Source organism: Saccharothrix ecbatanensis, assembly GCF_014205015.1.
Taxonomy (GTDB): Bacteria; Actinomycetota; Actinomycetes; order Mycobacteriales; family Pseudonocardiaceae; genus Actinosynnema; species Actinosynnema ecbatanense.
This window is the reverse complement of record NZ_JACHMO010000001.1, coordinates 4188876-4209456: the sequence shown is the minus strand read 5'-3', so window position 1 is coordinate 4209456 and position 20581 is coordinate 4188876. Positions and strand designations below refer to the sequence as shown.

Genomic DNA, 20581 nt, shown 5'->3' with positions numbered 1-20581 from the left:
GTCACAGAACGGCGGTGGCCGGTGTCCAGTGGGGGACACCATCGGACGCGACCAGACAGGAGCCACCCGGGCATGATCGAGGACAGCCGTCCGGACCCCGCCACCGAGGCCTTCGTCACCCACCGCAACCTGCTCTTCACCGTCGCCTACGAGATGCTCGGCTCGGCGGCGGACGCGGAGGATGTCCTCCAGGAGACCTGGCTGCGCTGGGCCGACGTCGATCTCGCCGCGGTCCGCGACCAGCGCGCCTACCTGGTCCGCATCACCACCCGCCAGGCGCTCAACCGGCTGCGCACGCTCGGCCGGCGCAAGGAGTCGTACGTCGGCCCGTGGCTGCCCGAGCCGCTGCTCACCGCGCCCGACGTGGCCGACGACGTCGAGCTGGCGGACAGCGTCTCGATGGCGATGCTGCTGGTCCTGGAGACGCTCGCGCCGATCGAACGGGCGGTGTTCGTATTGCGCGACGTGTTCGACCTCGACTACGACGAGATCGCGGAGGCCGTCGACAAGACGCCTGCCGCCGTCCGCCAGATCGCCCACCGGGCACGGGCGCACGTCGCCGCACGCCGACCGCGCGACATCGCGTCACCGGCCGAGACCCGAGCCGTGCTGGACGCCTTCCAGCGGGCGGTCAAGACGGGCGACCTCCAGGGCCTGATCGACATCCTCGCCCCGGACGTCGTCATGCTGAGCGACGGCGGCGGGGTCAAGCAGGCCATGCCGAAGCCCGTCGTGGGCGCGGACCGGGCGGCCCGCGTGCTGTCCGGCGGGATCACCAAGTTCCTCGACCGGATCGTGTTCGAGCCGGTGCAGGTCAACGGCTGCCCGGCGCTGATCATGCGGCTGGACGGCGAGATCGACGGCGTGCTGGCGATGCGGATCGAGAACGGCCTGATCAACGGGCTGTACTACGTGCGCAACCCGGAGAAGCTGTCGCGCGTGGAGCAGGAGACCGCCGTGACCCGCTGACGCCAGTCCCCGCCTGCATCCCTCCTCTGTCCGGTGACCGCCACCCGATGAGGTGGACGTGGCGGGCACCGTGATCCATCGCGCTCCGAACCGGCTATCCCGGAACCACCACCGTGGTCCTGCGGGCGACGCCCCGCAACGTGGATCGGACGCACCGCATGCAACCTGCCGTCACCGCCGCCTACGACGTCTCGGCCGAGTTCTACGACGTCCTCCAGGAGGAACGCGACCGCGCTCGCGCCCACGACCGCTTCGCCGCCGCCGCACGACAAGCCCGCGCAGGCGTGATCGACGTCGGAGCCGGCACCGGCATCGTCGCCGACGTCCTGCTCAGCGCCACGACCGTGCCCGTCCACGCCATCGAGCCCGCCCCCGCCATGCGCGCGTTCCTGCGAGCCCGCCTCGCCGCCCGGCCCGCACCCGACCAGGCCCGCGTCACCGTCCACCCGTGCCCCGTCCAGGACTGCGACCTGCACCGGACCGCCGACCTCGCCGTGGCCGCCAACGTGGTCCCGTGCCTGCCGCCCGCACACCGCCGCGCCACCTGGCACGCGTTGGCCGACGCCCTCATCCCCGGCGGCCTCCTGCTGTTCGACCCACCGCCGGAGCCGCCGGAACGTCAATCCCAGTGGCGCCTGCCCACAGTCCACAAAGGCCCCGACGTGTACAGCGCCCACGTCACCTCGACCCCGGAAGACGGGACGCAGCGCCTCCGCTTCACCTACCGGGTCCACCGCGCCGGCACCCTCATCCGCGAGGAGCACGAGGACTTCACCCTCTGGCCCACCCCGCACGCCACCATCACCGCCGAACTGCGCGAAGCCGGCTTCACCCCGATCGACCCGCCCCACCCGAAAGTGCGTGCCGCCGTCCTGCAAGCCTGACCGGCAAGGTCAGGGGCGCGTCGCCTTCAGCTTCCGGGCGATCCCGTCGGCGGCGGTCCGCAGCTCCGGCACCAGCCGGGCCAGGTCGGTGCGAACCGACCGCACCACGACACCCAGCGCACCGGCCGGCTCCACGCCGTCCCCGGGAATCGGCACGGCGACCGAGCACGACCCCAACGTCATCTCCTCGCTGGTCAGCGCATAACCGCGGTCCGCCGTAGTGCGCAGCTCGCGCAGCAGACGGGCCCGTTCCGTGATCGTGTAGGCGGTGAAACGAGACAGCGGACGTTCGACATAGCTGTGCACGAACGCCCCGCCGGCATGGGCGAGCAACACCTTCCCGACACCCGTCGAATGCATCGGCAGCCGTGCCCCGGCCCGCGAGATGACCGGCACGGAGCGGTGGCCGCACAGCTTCTCCACGTACAGGGCGTCGAACCCGTCGTGGACCGCCAGGTGGATGTTCTCGTGGGTCGTCTCGCACAGGTGCTGCATGAACGGCAGCGCGACCTCACGCAGCCGACCGGCCACCGGCGCCAGCGTGGCCGCCTCCCACAACCGCAGGCCGATGCTGTAACCGCCGCCGGCGTCACGGTCCAGCGCACGCCACGACACCAGCTCGGCCGCCAACCGATGGGCCGTGGCCAGCGGCAGGTTCGCCCGCCTGGCCAGGTCCGTGATCCTCAACCGCGTGTGGGCGCCGTCGAACGCGCCGAGCAGCGCCAGCGCCCGCCCGGTCACCGACCCCCTGGACGTCTCGTCCGCCATGCCGGTGAACGTAACGACGGGCCGACCCCGGATTCCGCACTGTTTCCACCCAGTGGAAGCCCGGACTGGCGATCGTGCCGCCGTGGCCATTGGGTCGACCCATGCGAACCCAAGTCGGAATCGTCGGCGCGGGCCCCGCCGGCCTGGTGCTGTCCCACCTCCTGGCCGAGCGCGGCATCGACTCCGTGGTGGTCGAGACGCGCGGTCGTCAGGAGATCGAGCAGACCATGCGCGCCGGTGTCCTGGAGCAGGGCACGGTGGAGTTGCTGACCGCCATGGGCGTGGGGGAGCGGGCGCTGACCGAGGGCGCCCGGCACGAGGGCATCGAACTGCGGTTCGGCGGCCAAGGTCACCGGATCGACTTCGCCAAGCTCGCGGACCGCGCGGTGTGGCTCTACCCGCAGCACGAGGTGCTCAAGGACCTGATCGCCGCGCGGCTCGCCACCGGGGCCGACATCCGGTTCGACGTCACCGACGTGTCGCTGCGCGACGTCACCTCCGACGAGCCGGTCATCGCGTTCACCGAGGCCGACGGCACCCGGGTCGAGCTGCGGTGCGACGTGATCGCGGGGTGCGACGGGTCCGGCGGCGTCAGCAGGCACACCATCCCCGACGACCAGCGCACCGACTACTTCCGGGTCTACCCGTTCGGGTGGTTCGGCATCCTGGCCGAGGCGCCGCGGTCGTCCGACGAACTGGTCTACGCCCACTCCGAGCGAGGCTTCGCGCTGATCAGCACGCGGACGCCGCAGGTGCAGCGGATGTACTTCCAGTGCGATCCCCGCGAACGCGCCGAGGACTGGAGCGACGACCGGATCTGGGCCGAGCTGAACGCCCGCGTCGCCGGCGACGGGTTCACCCTGGCCGAGGGCCGGATCTTCGACCGCGGCGTCATCCCGATGCGCAGCTACGTCTGCGAGCCGATGCGGCACGGCCGGCTGTTCCTGGCCGGGGACGCCGCGCACACCGTGCCGCCCACCGGCGCGAAGGGCCTCAACCTGGCCGTGGCGGACGTCGTCGTGCTCGCCCGTGCGCTGGAGAGCTTCTTCGCCACCGGCTCCACCGACCTCCTGGACGCCTACGGGCCGACCGCGTCACGGCGGGTGTGGCGCGCCCAGCACTTCTCGTGGTGGATGACCTCGATGCTGCACACCGACCCGGCCGGCTCGGCGTTCGACCTCAAGCGGCAACTCGGCGAACTGGAACTGCTCACCTCCACCACGGCCGCCGCCACCCACCTGGCCGAGGCCTACACCGGCTGGCCGATCGAACTCTGAGGATCGAACCCTGAGCCCGAGTCAGTGCCAGTTGGTGTGGTCGAGCACCCGGCAGAGCAGGACCGGCCCGTCGACGCGGGCCGACAACTGCTCGGCGGCGCTCACCGCGAACCGCTCCGGCCAGGTCCCCCGGTGCTCGGGCGCCACCCGGTCCGATTTGCTGTTCGCGCCGCCGGACATGACCGCGGGTCCTACGGCGCGTCGGGCCGGATGAGAGGGCGGACGGAGTCGCGGACGACGATGTGGGTGCCGAGCATGACGTGCTCCGCCGGGTCCGACTTGTCCCGCGCACGGGCGAGGGCCATGCGGACGGCGGTGCGGCCCAGCTCCTCGTGTGGCACGTGGACGGTGGTGAGGTCTATGTCGGCGGACGGCGGCAGGTCGTCGAAGCCGACCATGGAGACGTCCTCGGGGATGCGCAACCCGTGCTCCCGCAACGCCTGCCGCGCACCCGCCGCGAGGAGGTCGTTGCCCGCGAAGACGGCCGTGAAGTCACGTGGCCCGGCGGCGAGCTTCTCGTTGATCATCCGGTAGCCCTCGCGCCGTTCCATGCTGCCCACGACCTCGAGGTCCGCGTCGTGCGGCACGTTGTGGTCGGCCAACGCCTTGCGGTAGCCCGCGATGCGGCTTTCCGGCGTCGTGTAGCTGTCCCGGCGGCCCAGGAACAGGATGCGCCGGTGGCCGGCCGACAGCAGGTGGCTCGTGATGGCGTAGGCGCCGCCGGTGTTGTCGTACTCCACCACGAGGGCGGGCACGTCGGGGCCGAGCGTCGGCCGTCCACACAGGACCAGCTGCGAGCCCGCGAGCGCCAGCGCACGGGCGTACTCACCCATGCGCTCGCGGTAGGCGTCGTCCGCCACGACGTTGCCGACGAGGATCACGCACTCGGCGTGCTCCTCGCGCATCAACTGCACCGTCGCCAGCTCGCGTTCCGCGTCACCGCCGGTGGTGCCGACGATGCACAGCTTGCCCTCGATCGCGGCCTGGGTCTGCACGCCCTGCGCGACGTGGGCGTAGTGGGGCGACACCACGGAGTTGACGATGATGGCGACGCTGCGGCTGCTCGCACCGGCCAGTCCGCGCGCGTTGGCGTTCGCCACGTAGTCCAGCTCGCGGACCGCGCGCAGCACCTTCGTGCGGGTCGCGGGCGCGCTGGGGTAGGTGCCGGACAGGATCCGCGAAACGGTGGCCACGGACACGCCCGCGTGCGCGGCCACGTCCCTGATCGTGACCGGTCGTCGTCCATCGGTGTCGGACGCCGCACGCCGGACCATCCCGCCCCCTGTCGTGAAACTAGCTGGTAAACCGCTTACACGCGATGTTTCCGGCTGCCTGCCCTGGTGTCAAATCGTTCGCGGTGATGCCGGTTCGAGGAGCGGGCGCCGGGTGGGCAGCCTGCTGCCGTGTCCGACTGTAACCGTATACCACTTCGCCGTTGCACTCTTGACATGCCTTGCAGGTCATGCTGCGATCTGGGCCACAGTAAACGGTTAAACACCGCGCCATTTCCCCCGAGTAACGCCCACCCAAGTGGAGCCCTCATGGCGAAGATTTCCCGTCGTAACCTCCTCCTCAGCGCGGCGGCCGTCGGCGCCGCCGGACACCTCGCCCGAGCCGCCGGAGAGGCCCGTGCCGACCCCGTCGCGGCCCAGACCGCGAGCGGCCTGATCGACGACGGCGTGCAGCTCAAGTGGCTGGAAGGCGGCGCGCCCCGGCAGCTCGCCGCCGGGTCCACCTGGGGCGTCCCGTGGCCCAAGGGCACGGTGCCCAAAGAGCAGGCCTTCGCGTTGCGCACCGCCGCCGGTCAGCAGGTCCCCGTGCAGACGTGGCCCACCGGGTACTGGCCCGACGGCTCCCTCAAGTGGACCGCGCACGCGATCGGCGCCGACGTGCCCCCGGCCGAGCAGTACGTGCTCACCGCCGGAACACCCGCCGCGCCCGCGACGGCGGTGACCGTCAACGACCGCCGCGACCACGTCGAGGTGAACACCGGCGCCATCCGGTGCGTGATCGCCAAGAAGGGCGACCAGCTGGTCCGCGCCCTCTACCGGGGCGACCGCGAGATCGCGAAGAACGGCAGGCTGGTGTGCCTGCGGCAGGACGAGCCGGGTGACGAGGACAGCACCGCGAAGCCCGAGAAGTTCACCGGCCGCACCGAGAAGGTGACGGTCGAGTCGTCCGGCCCGGTCCGCGCCGTGGTCAAGATCGAGGGCGGCCACCGGCACGGCAACCGGACCTGGTTGCCGTTCACCGTGCGCCTGTACTTCTACGCCGGCAGCGACGGCATCCGCGCCGTGCACAGCTTCGTGTTCGACGGCGACGAGAAGAAGGACTTCCTGCGCGGCCTCGGCATCCGGTTCGACGTGCCGATGCGCGACGACCTGCACAACCGGCACGTGCGCTTCGCCGGTCCGGACGACGGCGTGCTGGCCGAGGCGGTGCGCGGCATCACCGGACTGCGCCGCGACCCCGGCGCGGCGGTCCGCAAGGCGCAGGTCGAAGGCCAGGCCACCCCGTCCGTGCAGACGTGGGACACCCGCGTCAGCTCGCGGCTGCACCTGATCCCCGCCTTCGGCGACTACTCGCTGCGCCAGGTCACCGCCGACGGCTTCCAGATCCGCAAGCGCACCAAGGCGGGCCACGGCTGGATCCCGGTCGACTCCGGCGGACGGGCCGGCGGCCTGGGCTACGTCGGCGGCCCCAGCGGCGGTTTCGCCTTCGGGATGCGCAACTTCTGGCAGCTGAACCCCACCCAGCTCGACATCCGCGGCGCGGCGGGCGAGACGGCCGAGGTCACCCTGTGGCTGTGGTCGCCCGACGCCGGAGCGATGGACCTGCGCTTCTACCACGACGGCATGGGCCAGGACACCTACCCGGAGCAGCTCGAAGGCCTGGAGATCACGTACGAGGACTACGAGCCGGGTTTCGGCACCCCGTACGGGACCGCGCGCACCACCGAGCTGATGTTCTGGGCGCTCGACGCCACCCCGCCCGCCCAGCGGATCGCGGAACTCGCCGACGCGGTGCGCACGCCGCCCCTCGTCGTCGCGTCACCCGCTCACCTGCGCGCCGCCGGCGTGTTCGGCGACTGGTCGCCGGTCGACCGCTCGACCCCGGCGATGGGGCGCATCGAGGACCGGCTGGACTTCCTGTTCGAGTACCACAGCAGGCAGGTCGAGCAGCGGTCCTGGTACGGGTTCTGGGACTACGGCGACATCATGCACAGCTACGACCCGGATCGGCACGTGTGGCGCTATGACGTCGGCGGCTACGCGTGGGCCAACTCCGAGCTGTCCCCGGACCTGTGGCTGTGGTACCAGTACCTGCGCTCCGGCCGGGCCGACGTGTTCCGCTTCGCGGAGGCGATGACCCGGCACACCGGGGAGGTCGACGTGTACCACCTGGGCAAGTACAAGGACCTCGGGACCCGGCACGGGGTGCAGCACTGGGCGGACAGCGCCAAGCAGCTCCGCATCAGCACCGCCGGGTACCGGCGCTTCCTCTACTTCCTCACCGCCGACGAGCGCACCGGCGACCTGATGCGCGACCTCGTGGACGCCGACAAGACGTTCTTGGCCCTCGACCCGATCCGCAAGATCCGCACGGGGCCGTACGAGCCGGACCCGCACGCCCTCAGCGTCGGCCTCGGCACCGACTGGAGCGGCCTCGCGTTCGCCTGGTTGACCGAGTGGGAGCGCGGCGGCGACCCGATCGCACGCGAGAAGCTGCTCAACGGCATGCGCACCATCGCCGCGATGCCCAACGGGTTCGCGCAGGGCAGCGGCCTGTACGACCTCGACAACGGCAAGTTCGCCCCGGCTCAACCGGCGGTGAGCGTCGGCTCGCTGGGGTCGGTGTTCGGCCTGGTCGAGCTGTGCAGCGAGGTCATCTCGCTCACCGGTGACGAGGCGTTCACCAAGGCGTGGTTGCAGTACTGCCGCCTCTACAACGGCACCGCCGCCGAGCAGCAGGCCGAGACCGGCAAGTCCTGGGGCAGCCTCAACCTGCGCCAGGCCCACTCCAGGCTCACCGCCTACGCCTCCGTCAAGCTCGGTGACGCCACCCTGGCCGCACGGGCCTGGAAGGAGTTCGACACCGGCCACGCGGGCTACCCGCGGACCCTGGAGTTCACGTCCGCGCGGGTGGCGGGACCGGCGGTGCTCAAGCCGGTCGACGAGGCTGCCTTCGCCTCGACCAACGCCTCCTCGCAGTACGGTCTGGCCGCCATCCAGTGCCTCGCCCTGGTGGGGAACCGGCTCCCCGGCTGATCCACTCCATCCGTCACCTACAGGAAGCTGATCCATGACCCGCTTGCCGCACGGCCTCCCGATGCCCGATGCCCGACGGTCCCCGCACACCGGCTGGACCCGGACCCATTGGGAGGCCGTCGCGGATCACCTGCTGACGTCCGTCGTGCCGTACGCGACGGACGACTTCGCCCAGTTCCGGCTGCCCGGCCGGGCGAGCTGGTCGGGGCAGGTGAGCGATGGGCTGGAGGGCTTCGCCCGGACGTTCCTGCTCGCCGCGTTCCGGATCGCGGGCGCGGGCGGCGACGTGCCGCCCGCGCTCCTGGAGCGTTACGCGCAGGGGCTGGTGGCCGGGACCGATCCGGCGCACCCGTTCGCGTGGCCGGCCCTGACGGACATGTCCCAGCAGTTGGCCGAGGCGGCGTCGGTCGCGTTGGCGCTGCACGAGACCCGACCGTGGCTGTTCGACCGGTTGACGTCGGCCGAGCAGGAACGGGTGGTGGCGTGGCTGGCCGGAGCGGTCGGGAAGCGCACGCCGGACAACAACTGGGTGCTGTTCCGGGTGGTGGTCGAGCAGTTCCTGGCGTCGGTCGGCGGTCCGCACGAGCCGGACGAGATCACCGGCGGGCTGGAGCGGATCGAGGAGTGGTACGTCGGCAACGGCTGGTACTCCGACGGCAAGGGCAAGAACTTCGACTACTACTGCGGCTGGGCGATGCACCAGTACCCGTCGCTGTGGGCGCGGATGGCGGGCGACAAGGTCCGTCAGGAGCTCTACGCGGGGCGGCTGCGTCGGTTCCTCGAGCAGTACCAGCACTTCTTCGCGGCCGACGGCGGACCGGTGCACCAGGGACGTTCCCTGACGTACCGGTTCGCCGCGGTGGCGCCGTTCTGGCTCGGCGCGCTGACCGGCGCGTCACCCCTGCCGCCCGGTCGCACGCGACGCATCGCCGGCGGCGGCCTGCGCCACTTCGTGGAGCGGGGTGCGCCGGACGAGCGAGGGCTGCTCACCCTGGGCTGGTACGACGAGTTCCTGCCCACGGTTCAGGCCTACTCCGGCCCGGCATCGCCGTACTGGGCAAGCAAGGCGTTCCTCGGCCTGCTCGTGCCGCCCGACCATCCCGTCTGGACAGACCCGGAGGAGGCGGCGCCGGTCGACGTGGCGGACCAGGTCGTGCCGATGCCCGCGCCCGGCTGGTTGCTGCACAGCACCCGGTCGGACGGTGTCGTCCGCCTGCTCAACCACGGCAGCGACCGCGACCGCGTCCAGGCCCTGGACGGCACGCCAGACCCGCACTACCTCAAGTTCGCCTACACCAGCCACACCGGACCGGAGTTCGACGGGCCGGCGTCCGGTGTGGACAATCACCTCGCCGTCATCGCACCCGACGGCACCGCCTCCGCGCGTCGCCGCATCGAGCCGCTGACCGTGTCGGACGGCTTCGCCGCGTCGGCCTACCAGGACGGCCCCGTCCGCGTGGTGACGGCCTCCGTGGTCCACGGCGCGGTGGAGGTCAGGATCCACCAGGTCACCGCCCCGGCCGGCTACCAGGTCCGGGACGGCGGCCACGCGCTAGCCGCGCCGACACCGCTCGAATCCCAAGCAGCCGACGGCGTTGCGCTGGCACGACGTCCGGACGGTTTGTGCAGTGCCGTGCGAGCCCTGCACGGCTTCACCTCTGCGGGCGTCGTGACCGCGGAGGGAACGAACGCCTTCGCCCGCCACTCGGCCACGCCGTACGTGATCGCCGACGCGCATCCCGGTGGCACCGCGGTCTACGTGACCCTCGTGCAACTCGCGGCCCAAGAGCCGCCCACAGTGGACGTACGCGTCGAAGACGACCTGGTGGTGCTGTCCCTGCCCGAGACCGTCACGGTCCGCCTGGGCGACACCCCGACCTGCGAACGCGCCTCCACCGGCTGAGCGTTCCTCCGGTCTGCCGGTCGGGGGCGGCAGACCGGAGGAACCAGCGGCCGGGTCGGACGCGGCACGACCCGGTCACCGGCTATTGGACTACCGCCGGCGGTGATCCGCTACTCGAAGCCGACCACGATCAGCTCGACATCGACCAGCTTCGATGATTCGTGATCTCCTCGACCAAAGAGGCTGCTTCACTCTTCCGGTTGTCCTCCAGGGTTCCGATCGCCTTGGACAGCCACTCGATCAACACATGCGAGGGGGCCAAGTCGAGCAAGAGGGAGCGTAGCTGCCGGCACGACTGGGCGGCGTAGTTGAGGTTTCCGACCTTGTAGTGCAGTTCCACCGCCCGTCGGAGGTGAGTCATGGCGGCACGGTGCCTGCCGGCCGCCGATTCCAGTTCGGCCATCGAATCAGCGACGTGTGCCAGTCCGTAGAGATTGTCGGACTTCGCGTAGAGGTCCTCCGCGAGTCGGTGGTAGCGCTTGGCTTTGGTCGGTTCACCCAGGGCCTGGCAGGTGCGGCCGAGGTGGCTGTACGTGCTGGCCGTGGCCGCGTCATCGCCAGAACCTTCGTACAGCTCAAGAGCCTTCGATGCGGAGTCGAACGCGTCGTGGAGGGCGTTGGCGCGCAACTGCACCGCGGCGAGGCCGTTGAGCGCGTTCGCTCGCCCCTGCACGTCACCGAGTTCGTCGAGGATGTCGAGCGCGGTCAAGTACCAGTCGACGGACCGCTGGTAGTCGCCGCTCTCGCCGTGCGCCCGTGCCAGGGACTGTTGGAGCCGGACCTCGACCGGCCGGTCGCCGAGGTGCCGGGCGGCGGCCACGGCGTCGGTGTGGGTGTCGATCCAGTCCCGCAGGCGCGCGGTCAGGTAGGCGAAGTTGGAGATCGTCCACGCCAGTTGCCATGTGTAGGGATGCAGCTGCTCCGCGGTGGCGAATGCGATCGTGGCGAGGACGTTGTCGTACTCGGAGGTGAACCACGCCAGCGCGTCGGTGCGGTTGATGAGAATGGGCAGCAGTTCCGGACGCAGGCACGGTTCGAGCTCCATCGGCCGTCGGTGATCGTTGATCAGCCGGTCTGCACGGCTCGCGGCGTGCAGCAAGTGGTTGAGCACCGCGACCACGACCGCTTCGCGCCGGTCTGGGGAGTCGTGCCGCAGGGTTTTCTCCAGGCCGTAGATGTGCGTCAGCGCGTGGAAGGCGTGGTGGCCGGAAGAGGTCCGCCCCAACAGATGGCAACGGACGAGTTCGTGGATCGTTTCACGTGCCTGGAACAGGTCGCTGCCGATCATTGCGGCGGCAGCGTGCACGTCGATCCCGGAACCCGGGAACAGGGCCAGTGTCCGGAACCCCTCCGCCATGGCGGGCGGCAGATTGTCGTACGACAGGGAGAACACCGCTCGCATATCCGCAGCGTCCGGGAGGTGCAAGGCGTCCAGCGCCTCGGTCTTGTTCTCCAACGCTTTGACAATGCCGTTCAGGGAGTTCGTCGGGTCGTCGGCCGCGCGCGCGGCTACCACGCTCAACGCCAGCGGGTGTCCGCCGCACGCGGCCACGACGCGTGCCACCGCCGCGCTTTCGGTCTCCACGCGGTATGTGCCCAGGCGCTGTTCGAGGAGGTGCACCGCCTCGTCCGCGGTGAGCGGCGGGAGGTGGATGCGCTCGGCGTCGTGGTGCACCGCCAAGCCGTGGAGCCGGTGGCGCGCGGTCACGACCGTGAAGCAGCTGCGCGAGCCGGGGAGCAGTGGTCGGACCTGAGCGCTGTCGCGCACGTTGTCGATGATCAGCAAGACTCGTCGTTCGTCCAGCGTGCTGAGGAGCAACGCCAACTGGTCGTCCGGTTCGGGTGGGATCGACCCCATGGGCACGTGTAGGGCGCCGAGGATCATGCGGGCTGCTGCTTCAGGGGTGACCGCAGTGCGGATCGAGTCGAATCCGCGCAGGTCGACGTAGACCTGACCGTCCGGGAACAGACCACGTGCGGTGTCGCCCCATCGCAGCGCCAACGTGGTCTTGCCGATCCCCGGCTGTCCGTCGAGTACGCAGACGCGACTGCCGGCTTCCGCCGTCGCGAACGCGGTCAACCGGTCGAGTTCGGCGGAGCGCCCGACGAAGCGACGCGTGCCGGGCGGCAGGTTGTGGGGGACCGGCGTGTGCGCGGAGCCGTGGTGGACACTGATGCCACCGTTGACGACGCCTGCTTGGACCACCGCCGTGATGGCTTCCGCGTTCGCAGAGTTCTCCGTCGTCGCACGATCCCGATCGTGGGTTCGCGCGTTGTGATCTCGAACCTGGACGCCCTCGTCCCGGCGCGACTCCACCCGGTACTTGCCCGCCGCGTCACCTCGTGGATCGACAAGCACCAGCACCTTGCGCGCTGCGGCGAGCAGCTCCGCCCGCTCATCGTCGTCGGCTCGCGCAAGGACGCCTTCGAGTTCCTCCTGGTGGGCTCGTGGATCGGCCAACTGCATCTCCACCACGCCACCAGCCTCATCGGGGTCGGAGATCCCACGGCGCAGGACTTTGCCCGCGGTGATCTTCAGTCCCTGGTAGGCGTCCTGTATCGCGGTCGACGCAGCTTCTCCCGTATCCACTGCCGCACCCGCGGTCAATGCCACCAGCACCAACTCCACGAACTCGGCCACCACGCACCCCCGGTACACCCGCCTGCTTGTCCAGCAGTATCGCCGCTGATCGTGCGGTGAATGCGTCGTCCCGACCACCTGACGAGGTCTCCGCACCAGTGCGGCCTCAATGCGATCTGCGAGCGGTATCACAGACCGGGTCGGTCGGTTTACCTACCGAATCGGTCGGTCGGCGCGTACGGTCGTGGGCATGGCAGGACGGTTCCGGCAGCAGATCGACGACGAGATCCTCGACCGAGCGGCCGGGCTCTTCGCGCAGCACGGGTTCGCCCAGACGTCGTTGAAGTCCCTCGCCGACGCCGTCGGCCTGTCCAAACCCGGCCTGCTGCACCACTTCCCGAGCAAGGAAGCCCTCTACGAGGCCGCGTTGGGCCTGGGCCAGGCGCTGGGCGAGCGGGTGCTCGAACAGCTGGAGCCACTGCCGCCAGGCCCGGACCGGGACCGGCGCGCGCTGGAGTTGCTGACCGACATCGCGCTCGACCGACCGGGGCTGGTGGCACTCGGGTTCCGCTCGCTCACCGCCCCCGACATCGACCCCGCGAACAACACCTACGACACGTTCGTGGAGAAGATCTTCGCCGTCGACCTGGCCGCGGCCCCACCGGATCGGGTGGTGCGGGTCGTGGGCGCGCTCAGCGCGCTGGCCGCGCTGAGCCTGGCCGCCAACGAGGTGGGCGACAAGACCACCTGGCGGCCGCACATCATCGAGACCTGTTCCGACGCGATCGGCCATCACCGGCCCGACGCCGCTGCATCCCGTTCTTCCCAGGTGGAGGCCTGATCCCGATGGCAGTTCTGTTGCACCGGCTCGGCATGGCCGCCTACAGAGGCCGGTTGGCGGTCGTCCTGTTGTGGCTGGTCGTCCTGATCGGCTCCGGTGTCGGCGCGCTGACGCTGTCCGGGACCACGTCGAACAGCTTCGCCATCCCCGGTCAGGAGTCCAGCACCGCACTGGAGAAGATCAAGGCGGAGTTCGGCGCGGGAGGCGCGTCCGCCCGCGTCGTGGTGCAGGCGCCTCAAGGGCAGACGCTGACCACGCCGGAGAACGCCCAGGCCATCGGGAAACTGGTGGCCGAACTGGGCACGCTGCCCGGCGTCACCTCGGCGAGCAACCCGCTGGACCCGGCCGCGCCGACGATCAACGCGGCGCAGGACACGGCTTTCAGCACGGTGACCTTCGACGCCGCCGCGGGTGAGGTGACCGCCGAGCAGCAGACCGCACTGCTCGACACCGTCGACGACGCCAGAGCAGGCGGGTTGACCGCCGAGGTGACCGGTGAGGCCACCCAGACGCCGCCGCACATCGGCGGCGTGACCGAGGCGCTCGGCGTCGTCATCGCCCTGCTGATCCTGGCGCTGACCTACGGGTCGCTGGTGACGGCGGGGATGAACCTGCTCACCGCGTCCGTCGGCGTCGGCATCGGCGTGCTGGGCATCACCATCGCCACCGGGTTCATGGAACTCCAGTCCACCACCACGGCACTGGCCGGGATGCTCGGCCTGGCGGTCGGCATCGACTACGCCCTGTTCATCATCAACCGCTACCGGCAGGAACTGCGTGGCGGCGCGGACGTGCCGACGGCGATCGGCATCGCTGTCGGCACCGCCGGATCGGCGGTGGTGACAGCGGGCATCACCGTGGTCATCGCCCTGGTCGGGCTGGTCGTGGTCGGCATCCCGTTCCTCACCCAGATGGGCCTGGCCGCGGCCGGGACCATCGTCGTCGCCGTCCTCGTCGCGATCACCCTGGTCCCCGCGGTGCTCGGCTACCTCGGCCGCCGTGCACTGCCCCGCAAGCAGCGCACCGCACCAGCCACCGCCGCACCAGCCGACACCGCAGACGCGCCGGAACGCGGCTTCTACGCGGGCTGGATCGGCACGATCACCCGCCGCCGGGTGACGGCGCTGCTGCTGTCGATCATCGCCCTGGGCGTCGTCGCGGTGCCGTTCGCCGCCATGCAGACCACCCTCGTCCAACTCCCCGAGGCGGACAGCACCCAGGCACGGGCCGAGCAGCTGCTCACCGACGGCTTCGGCCCCGGCTTCAACGGACCGCTGGTCGTCCTGTTCGAGGGCGACAACGCCACCAGGACCGCCACCGACGCCACGGGTGCGATCAGCGCGCTCGGTGACGTCGCCGTCGTCACCAGGGCCATCCCCAACGCCGACGACACCGCGGCGCTGCTGACCGTCATCGCCAAGTCCGGTCCCACAAGCGAAGCGACCGAACGGCTGGTCACCGAGCTGCGCGAGCAGCTGTCCGGTCTCGACGGCGGCACCGCGTCCGTCACCGGCGCCACCGCCGTGAGCGTCGACGTGGCGGTGTCCCTCGACGAGGCGCTGCCGGTCTACCTCGTGCTGGTCGTCGGTCTGGCGCTGGTCCTGCTCGTGCTGGTCTTCCGGTCGCTGCTGGTCCCGCTGGTCGGCGTGCTCGGCTTCCTGCTGACCGTGGGCGCGTCGCTCGGCGCGACCGTGGCGGTGTTCCAGTGGGGCTGGCTGGCCGACGCGGTCAACCTCGACACCACCGGACCGCTGATCAGCCTCACCCCGATCCTGGTGATCGGCATCCTGTTCGGCCTGGCGATGGACTACCAGATCTTCCTGGTCTCCCGGATGCACGAGGCGCACCACCGCGGCGCCGCACCCCGCGACGCCATCGTGACCGGCTTCCGCCAGGCCGCACCGGTCGTCGTCGCCGCGGCTCTGATCATGTTCTCGGTCTTCGCCGGGTTCGTCCCGGCCGGCCAGCTCGCGATGAAGTCCATCGCCTTCGCGCTGGCCATCGGCATCCTCGCGGACGCCTTCGTGGTCCGCATGATCCTCGTCCCGGCGGCGTTGGCCCTGCTCGGCGAACGGGCGTGGTGGTTGCCCAAGTGGCTGCGGTGGCTGCCTGCCCTCGACGTCGAAGGCGCCGCCCTCGCCCGGGAGCCGAAGACCGAACAGCGAACCCTGGTCGACGTCAACGGATAGCCGAGCGGCGCCGGAGTCACCCTCCGGCGCCGCCGCGACGTCACTGGTTCGCCGCGTGCTCCTTGGCCAGTTCCTCGGCGACCTGGTCACCGCCGGCCTGCCGCCACTGGGCGACGACGTCCTTCCAGGCCGACGGCGGCTTGCGGCCGAACGTGATCGCCGTGATGCCGTCCCCGATGATCTGGCCCAGCTGGGCGCCCTTGCTCGCCTCGGTGCTCGACCGGAGTCCGACGGCGGGGTTGCGCACGCTCTTGGGCAGCGACGCCTTCTGCCACTCGTGGACCGCCTTGGCCACGTCGCCGTGACCGGGCAGGTACAGGACCGCCGGCGCGGTGCCGATGTACTTCGTCGGCAGCAGCGAGTTGTTCTCCTGGCTGTACAGGTCGGTCGTCTTGATGCCGTTGGCGTCCTTGGTGAAGTGCTTGCCCTCCACGCCGTAGTTGGCCAGCTCGTACTCCGTGGTGCCGAACGGCGCGCTGAGGTAGTCGACGACGCGCAGCAGCAGCTTGATCCGGGCCGACTCGGCCTTCTTGAAGGTGACGTAGCCGAACACGCCGGCCCCCTGCCACGGTGTGGCCTTCGGCCCGTACGGCCGGCCGAGGTCGAGGGCGAACCGGCCGTTGATCTTGCTCAGGTTGGACAGGTTCACCGAGCCGAAGCCGTCGTTCATCGAGGCGACGGTGCCGTTGTAGAAGTGGCTCTGCATGTCGGTGGAGCTGATGGTGAGGCTGTCGGGGTAGTGCGTGCCGGTCTCGACCAGCTTGCGCATGACCTCCATGGCCTGCTCGAACTCCGGCGTGGCGATGGTGTGGCTGAACTTGCCGCCGTCCGCTGACCAGGTGTTGGGCGCGCCGAGCGAGCCGGCGTGGTACGTGATGCCGCCCAGCCCGCCGAACAGCGTCTTGAACCAGCCGACGCCCCACTTGTTGTCGCCGGTCAGCTCCTTCATGCCGTCCAGGTACTGCTCGGTCGTCCAGTCCTTGGGGATGCCCGCCGCGTCCATGGCCGAGCGGTTGACGAACAGGCTGTTGGCGGGCATCGGGCGTTCCAGCGGGATGCCGTGGATCTTGCCGCCGATGCGGCCCATGCCCTTCCACGCGTAGGTCGGGATGTTGGCCAGGTTCGGGAACTCCTTGACCGCGTCGCCGCCCACGAACTCCGACAGGTCGGCGGTGCGGCTCTGGACGAACTCGGCCGCGTGCGGCAGCGCCAGGTTCGAGAACATGATCAGGTCCGGCAGGTCTTCGCCCGAGGCCATCAGCGTGGCCATCTTCTGCCCGTACTCGGGATCGGGCACGACGATGACCTTCAGGTTGACGCCCAGCGCCTTGTTGATCGCCTGCCAGTACTGGTTCTCGCCGACCGGCTTGGGCGGCGCTCCGTAGGACACGACCAGCACCGTGACGTCGGAACCGTCCCCCACGGGGTTGTTCACCGACTGCACGAGCTTCTCGGGGTACTTCAGGTAGAGCGGCTGCACGCCCGTGACGTCGCCGGGCGCGTCCGGGGCGGGGCCGGAGAACGGCACGTACGACGGCCAGGGGGCGAGGTTCTTGCCCGCGTTGGAGACGTCGCCGGACGAGCCACCCGTTCCGCACGCCGTGAGGAAGGACGGCGCGGCCAAGCCGAGCGCGCCGACTCCCGCCAGCCGCAGCAGGGAACGGCGGTCGATGCGGTGATTCATGACGAGATTCCTGTCCAAGAGTTGGCGGTGGGACGGGTTTCAGGCCTTCAGGGCCCCGGTGACGACGCCCTTGACGAAGTAGCGCTGCAAGAACGGGTAAACGCACACGATGGGCAGCGTCGCCAGCATGACGACGGCCATCTGCACGGACTGCGGGGACGAGGTGGCCAGCTCGCCCGAGGTCTCGGCGAGCGAGGCGCCACCCGTGACGTACTGGCGCAGCACCGTGCCGATCGGCCACTTGGTCTGGTCGTTGAAGTAGATGATCGCCTCGAAGAAGCGGTTCCAGTACGCGACCGCGTAGAACAGGCCGATCACCGCGATGACCGCCTTCGACAGCGGCAGCACGATCCGGCGCAGGATCGCCAGCTCGCCCGCGCCGTCGATCCGGGCGGCGTCGATCAGCTCCGGCGGGATCGACTGGAAGAAGCCGCGCATCACGACCAGGTTGAACACGTTGATCAGGAACGGCAGGATCAGCGCGGCGTACTGGTCGAACAGCCCGGCGCTCTGCACCACCAGGAAGAGCGGCACCATCCCCGGCGGGAACAGGAACGTGAACAGCACCAACAGCAGCAGGGGCTTGCCGCCGTAGACCTTGGGCCGGCTCAGCGTGTAGGCCAGGCCGATGGTGCACGCCAGGCTCAGCGCCGTGCCGACCAGGGTGATGCCGGCGCTGACCAGCATCGCGCGGGTGATGATCCCGCCCTGGAGGATCTCGGTGTACGCGCTGAACGAGAACTCGCCGGGCCACACCACCCACCCGCCGTTGTCGATGACGGTCTGCGGGCTGGCCAGGCTCGTCGCCAGGACCGTCCACAGCGGGAAGACCACCAGCAGGACCACCACGGTCAACGCCACGGCCTTGGCCGCGCGGACCGCGACGGTGGGCCGGCCCATCCACGCCGGAGCTGCGCCTGTCCTGCTCATTTCTGGTAGACCCCCTGCTCGCCCAGCCTGTGCGCGACCTTGTTGGCGGCGTAGATGAGCGCCACGCCGATCACGCCCTTGAACAGCCCGACCGCCGCGGCGTAGCCGAAGTCGCCGCCCGCGAAGCCGGTGAAGTACACGAACGTCTCCAGCACCTCGCCGGTCTCCGGACCGACCGACTGCCGCTGGAGGAAGAACTGCTCGAACCCGATGGACAGGAACTCGCCCAGCCGCAGCACCAGCAGCAGCGCGATGACCGGCCGGATCGCGGGCAGCGTCACGTGCCACAGCCGCCGCCAGTAGCCCGCGCCGTCCAGCGCCGCCGCCTCGTACTGCTGTTCGTCCACTTGGGACAGCGCGGCCAGGAAGATGATGGTGGCCCAGCCGCATTCCTTCCAGATGAGCTGCGCGATCACCAGCGGCCCGTACGCGTCGGGGTTGCCGATGATCGACACGGTGCCCATGCCCAGGTCCGACAGCCACCCGTTGAGCACGCCCGCGCCGCCCAGCATCTGCTGGAACAGCGCCACCACGATCACCCACGACAGGAAGTGCGGCAGGTAGACCACGCTCTGCACGAACCGCCGCACGGTGTCGCCCACGACGCTGTTCAGCAGCAGCGCGAGGGCCAGCGGCGCGGGGAAGAAGAACACCAGCTGGAGGGCCGCGATGACCAGCGTGTTCTTCACCGCGTTCCAGAACAGCGCGTCGCCGAACATGCGCTCGAAGTGCGCCAGGCCGACCCACTCGCTGCCCGAGACGCCGAGGAACGGGATGAAGTCCTGGAAGGCCAGCACGTTCCCGAACAGGGCGCCGTAGTGGAAGACCAGGAAGTAGACCAGGCCCGGCACCGCGACGGCCAGCAGCACCAGGTCCGCCCGGATGCGACGCAGGTGGCCGGAGCGCGAGCTGTCGTCCCGGGGTCGGGGTGGTGGCTTCTCGACCGGAGGGCTGGTGCCACCAGCGCCGCCGCGGACCCGCGTCATGCTCACGTCAGAGGCCTCTCTTGCGGTGCAGAGCCGAAACAGAATGTTCACCAAGATAAAACGGTTACATGAGTACGTCAACAGCCTGCGGGGGCCCACTTTGGCCACTTAGGCGCACGTCGTCACGGTACGACGGTCCAGTGAGGAGCGTTGTGGGCGGAGAGTAGTTGTGCGTAGAGTACGGTCGTGATGGAAACGTTTACATCGGTCGGCGCTCGCTGATCCACCGATAGGAGCCCACTCCGTGTCACGGCGACCTGTCGCGGTCTTCGCCCTCGCCCCTTGGGCGCACCGCGACGTCTTCCCACCCGACCTCGTCACCCGGCTGAGGCAACTGGTCGACATCGACCCGGCGACGACGTTCACGTCCTTCGAGGGGCCTGCCGCCGCGGCGGCCCTGGCGGAAGCGGACATCCTGCTCACCGGGTGGGGCTGCCCGCGCATCGACGCCGACGTGGTGGCCGCCGCGCCCAGGTTGCGGGTCGTCGTCCACGCCGCGGGCACCGTCAAGGCACGCCTCGACCCCGTCGTGTTCGAGCGCGGTCTTGTGGTGTCGTCCGCCGCCGAGATCAACGCCGTCCCGGTCGCCGACTACACCATGGCGATGCTGGTGTTGGGCGCCAAGCGGGCGTTCAGCCGGGCCCGGCGTTACGCGACCGCCGGCGAGGACACGCCGCGTGACTGGCTGGCCGGTGACGGCACGGGGCTGCACGACTGCACCGTCGGGGTCGTCGGCGCGTCCCGGATCGGTCGCCTGGTGCTGCGCCGGCTGCGGTCGTTCGACGTCGAAGTCCTGCTCTACGACCCGTACGTGACCGCCGCCGAAGCGGCGAGCCTCGGCGTCGAGCGGGTGGGCATGGACGACCTGTGCCGCCGCAGCGACCTCGTCACCGTGCACGCGCCGGCCCTGCCCGAGACCCACCACATGCTCGACGCCCGCCGGCTGGAACTCCTGCCCGACGGCGCGGTCGTCCTCAACTCCGCCCGCGGATCGCTGATCGACACCGAGGCGCTGACGAGGTTGTGCGTCGACGGCCGGATCTCCGCCATCCTGGACGTCACCGACCCGGAGCCCCTGCCGCCCGGTCACCCGCTCTTCTCCCTGCCCAACGTCCTCATCACGCCGCACCTGGCCGGAGCGCAGGGACGTGAGGTGCGCACGCTGGGCGAGTTCGCCGTCGCCGAGGTGGGCCGGTACCTGAAGGGCATGCCGCTGCTCGGACGGGTGGAGCCCGCGCAGCTCCCGTACATCGCCTGACGCCTGGTTCGGCCGGACTGACGTGATCTTCCTGGGGGTGTTC

Annotated in this window: 15 protein-coding genes; 8 read left to right on the top strand and 7 right to left on the bottom strand. The window is 70.2% G+C overall.

Going from position 1 to position 20581, the window contains the following annotated elements; translation table 11 throughout:
• Nucleotides 1-72: 72 nt before the first annotated feature.
• On the top strand, nucleotides 73-969 hold the full coding sequence (locus F4560_RS17300; protein WP_184921244.1) for an RNA polymerase sigma-70 factor: 897 nt from the start codon (nucleotides 73-75) through the stop codon (nucleotides 967-969).
• 158 nt (nucleotides 970-1127) lie between these two features.
• On the top strand, nucleotides 1128-1853 hold the full coding sequence (locus tag F4560_RS17295; protein WP_184921242.1) for a class I SAM-dependent methyltransferase: 726 nt from the start codon (nucleotides 1128-1130) through the stop codon (nucleotides 1851-1853).
• A gap of 9 nt (nucleotides 1854-1862) precedes the next feature.
• On the opposite strand, the gene F4560_RS17290 is transcribed toward F4560_RS17295, so the two are convergent.
• Nucleotides 1863-2621 (bottom strand): IclR family transcriptional regulator, encoded by a 759-nt coding sequence (locus F4560_RS17290; protein ID WP_184921241.1) that lies wholly within the window; start codon nucleotides 2619-2621, stop codon nucleotides 1863-1865.
• A 101-nt stretch (nucleotides 2622-2722) separates the two neighbouring features.
• Between F4560_RS17290 and F4560_RS17285 the strand changes: the two genes are divergently transcribed.
• Nucleotides 2723-3898, top strand: a complete 1176-nt coding sequence (locus tag F4560_RS17285; RefSeq protein ID WP_184921238.1) for a 4-hydroxybenzoate 3-monooxygenase — start codon at nucleotides 2723-2725, stop codon at nucleotides 3896-3898.
• Between the two features lie 21 nt (nucleotides 3899-3919).
• Here the strand turns inward: F4560_RS17285 and F4560_RS17280 are convergent, their stop codons facing one another.
• Both F4560_RS17280 and F4560_RS17275 read right to left on the bottom strand, forming a co-directional pair.
• On the bottom strand, nucleotides 3920-4078 hold the full coding sequence (locus F4560_RS17280; protein ID WP_184921236.1) for a hypothetical protein: 159 nt from the start codon (nucleotides 4076-4078) through the stop codon (nucleotides 3920-3922).
• A gap of 11 nt (nucleotides 4079-4089) precedes the next feature.
• Nucleotides 4090-5115, bottom strand: coding sequence for a LacI family DNA-binding transcriptional regulator (locus F4560_RS17275; RefSeq protein WP_312869336.1), 1026 nt, complete (start codon nucleotides 5113-5115; stop codon nucleotides 4090-4092).
• Between the two features lie 324 nt (nucleotides 5116-5439).
• On the opposite strand from F4560_RS17275, the gene F4560_RS17270 reads away from it, so the two are divergent.
• Both F4560_RS17270 and F4560_RS17265 read left to right on the top strand, forming a co-directional pair.
• On the top strand, nucleotides 5440-8166 hold the full coding sequence (locus F4560_RS17270; protein ID WP_184921232.1) for an exo-rhamnogalacturonan lyase family protein: 2727 nt from the start codon (nucleotides 5440-5442) through the stop codon (nucleotides 8164-8166).
• A gap of 34 nt (nucleotides 8167-8200) precedes the next feature.
• Nucleotides 8201-10069 carry a DUF2264 domain-containing protein gene (locus tag F4560_RS17265; protein WP_184921230.1) on the top strand — a complete coding sequence of 623 codons (1869 nt, stop codon included), beginning with the start codon at nucleotides 8201-8203 and terminating at the stop codon, nucleotides 10067-10069.
• Nucleotides 10070-10199: 130 nt separating this feature from the next.
• Here F4560_RS17265 and F4560_RS17260 read toward each other — a convergent pair whose 3' ends face one another.
• Nucleotides 10200-12710, bottom strand: a complete 2511-nt coding sequence (locus F4560_RS17260; RefSeq protein ID WP_184921228.1) for an ATP-binding protein — start codon at nucleotides 12708-12710, stop codon at nucleotides 10200-10202.
• A 190-nt stretch (nucleotides 12711-12900) separates the two neighbouring features.
• Between F4560_RS17260 and F4560_RS17255 the strand changes: the two genes are divergently transcribed.
• Both F4560_RS17255 and F4560_RS17250 read left to right on the top strand, forming a co-directional pair.
• Entirely contained in the window at nucleotides 12901-13491 is a 591-nt protein-coding gene (locus F4560_RS17255; RefSeq protein WP_184921226.1) for a TetR/AcrR family transcriptional regulator, read from the top strand.
• Between the two features lie 5 nt (nucleotides 13492-13496).
• On the top strand, nucleotides 13497-15680 hold the full coding sequence (locus tag F4560_RS17250; protein WP_184921224.1) for an MMPL family transporter: 2184 nt from the start codon (nucleotides 13497-13499) through the stop codon (nucleotides 15678-15680).
• Nucleotides 15681-15720: 40 nt separating this feature from the next.
• On the opposite strand, the gene F4560_RS17245 is transcribed toward F4560_RS17250, so the two are convergent.
• Genes F4560_RS17245 through F4560_RS17235 form a run of 3 tightly spaced genes read right to left on the bottom strand, consistent with a single transcriptional unit; the run spans nucleotide 15721 to nucleotide 19280 of the window.
• A complete protein-coding gene (locus tag F4560_RS17245) occupies nucleotides 15721-17364 on the bottom strand; it encodes an extracellular solute-binding protein (protein WP_184921222.1) in 1644 nt (547 codons plus the stop codon).
• 39 nt (nucleotides 17365-17403) lie between these two features.
• Nucleotides 17404-18294 (bottom strand): carbohydrate ABC transporter permease, encoded by an 891-nt coding sequence (locus F4560_RS17240; RefSeq protein ID WP_221483540.1) that lies wholly within the window; start codon nucleotides 18292-18294, stop codon nucleotides 17404-17406.
• Nucleotides 18291-19280 (bottom strand): ABC transporter permease, encoded by a 990-nt coding sequence (locus F4560_RS17235; RefSeq protein WP_184929207.1) that lies wholly within the window; start codon nucleotides 19278-19280, stop codon nucleotides 18291-18293. Before F4560_RS17235 ends, F4560_RS17240 begins: the two co-directional genes overlap by 4 nt.
• A 244-nt stretch (nucleotides 19281-19524) precedes the next feature.
• Between F4560_RS17235 and F4560_RS46190 the strand changes: the two genes are divergently transcribed.
• Nucleotides 19525-20538 carry a hydroxyacid dehydrogenase gene (locus tag F4560_RS46190; protein ID WP_184921220.1) on the top strand — a complete coding sequence of 338 codons (1014 nt, stop codon included), beginning with the start codon at nucleotides 19525-19527 and terminating at the stop codon, nucleotides 20536-20538.
• The last annotated feature ends 43 nt before the right edge of the window (nucleotides 20539-20581 follow it).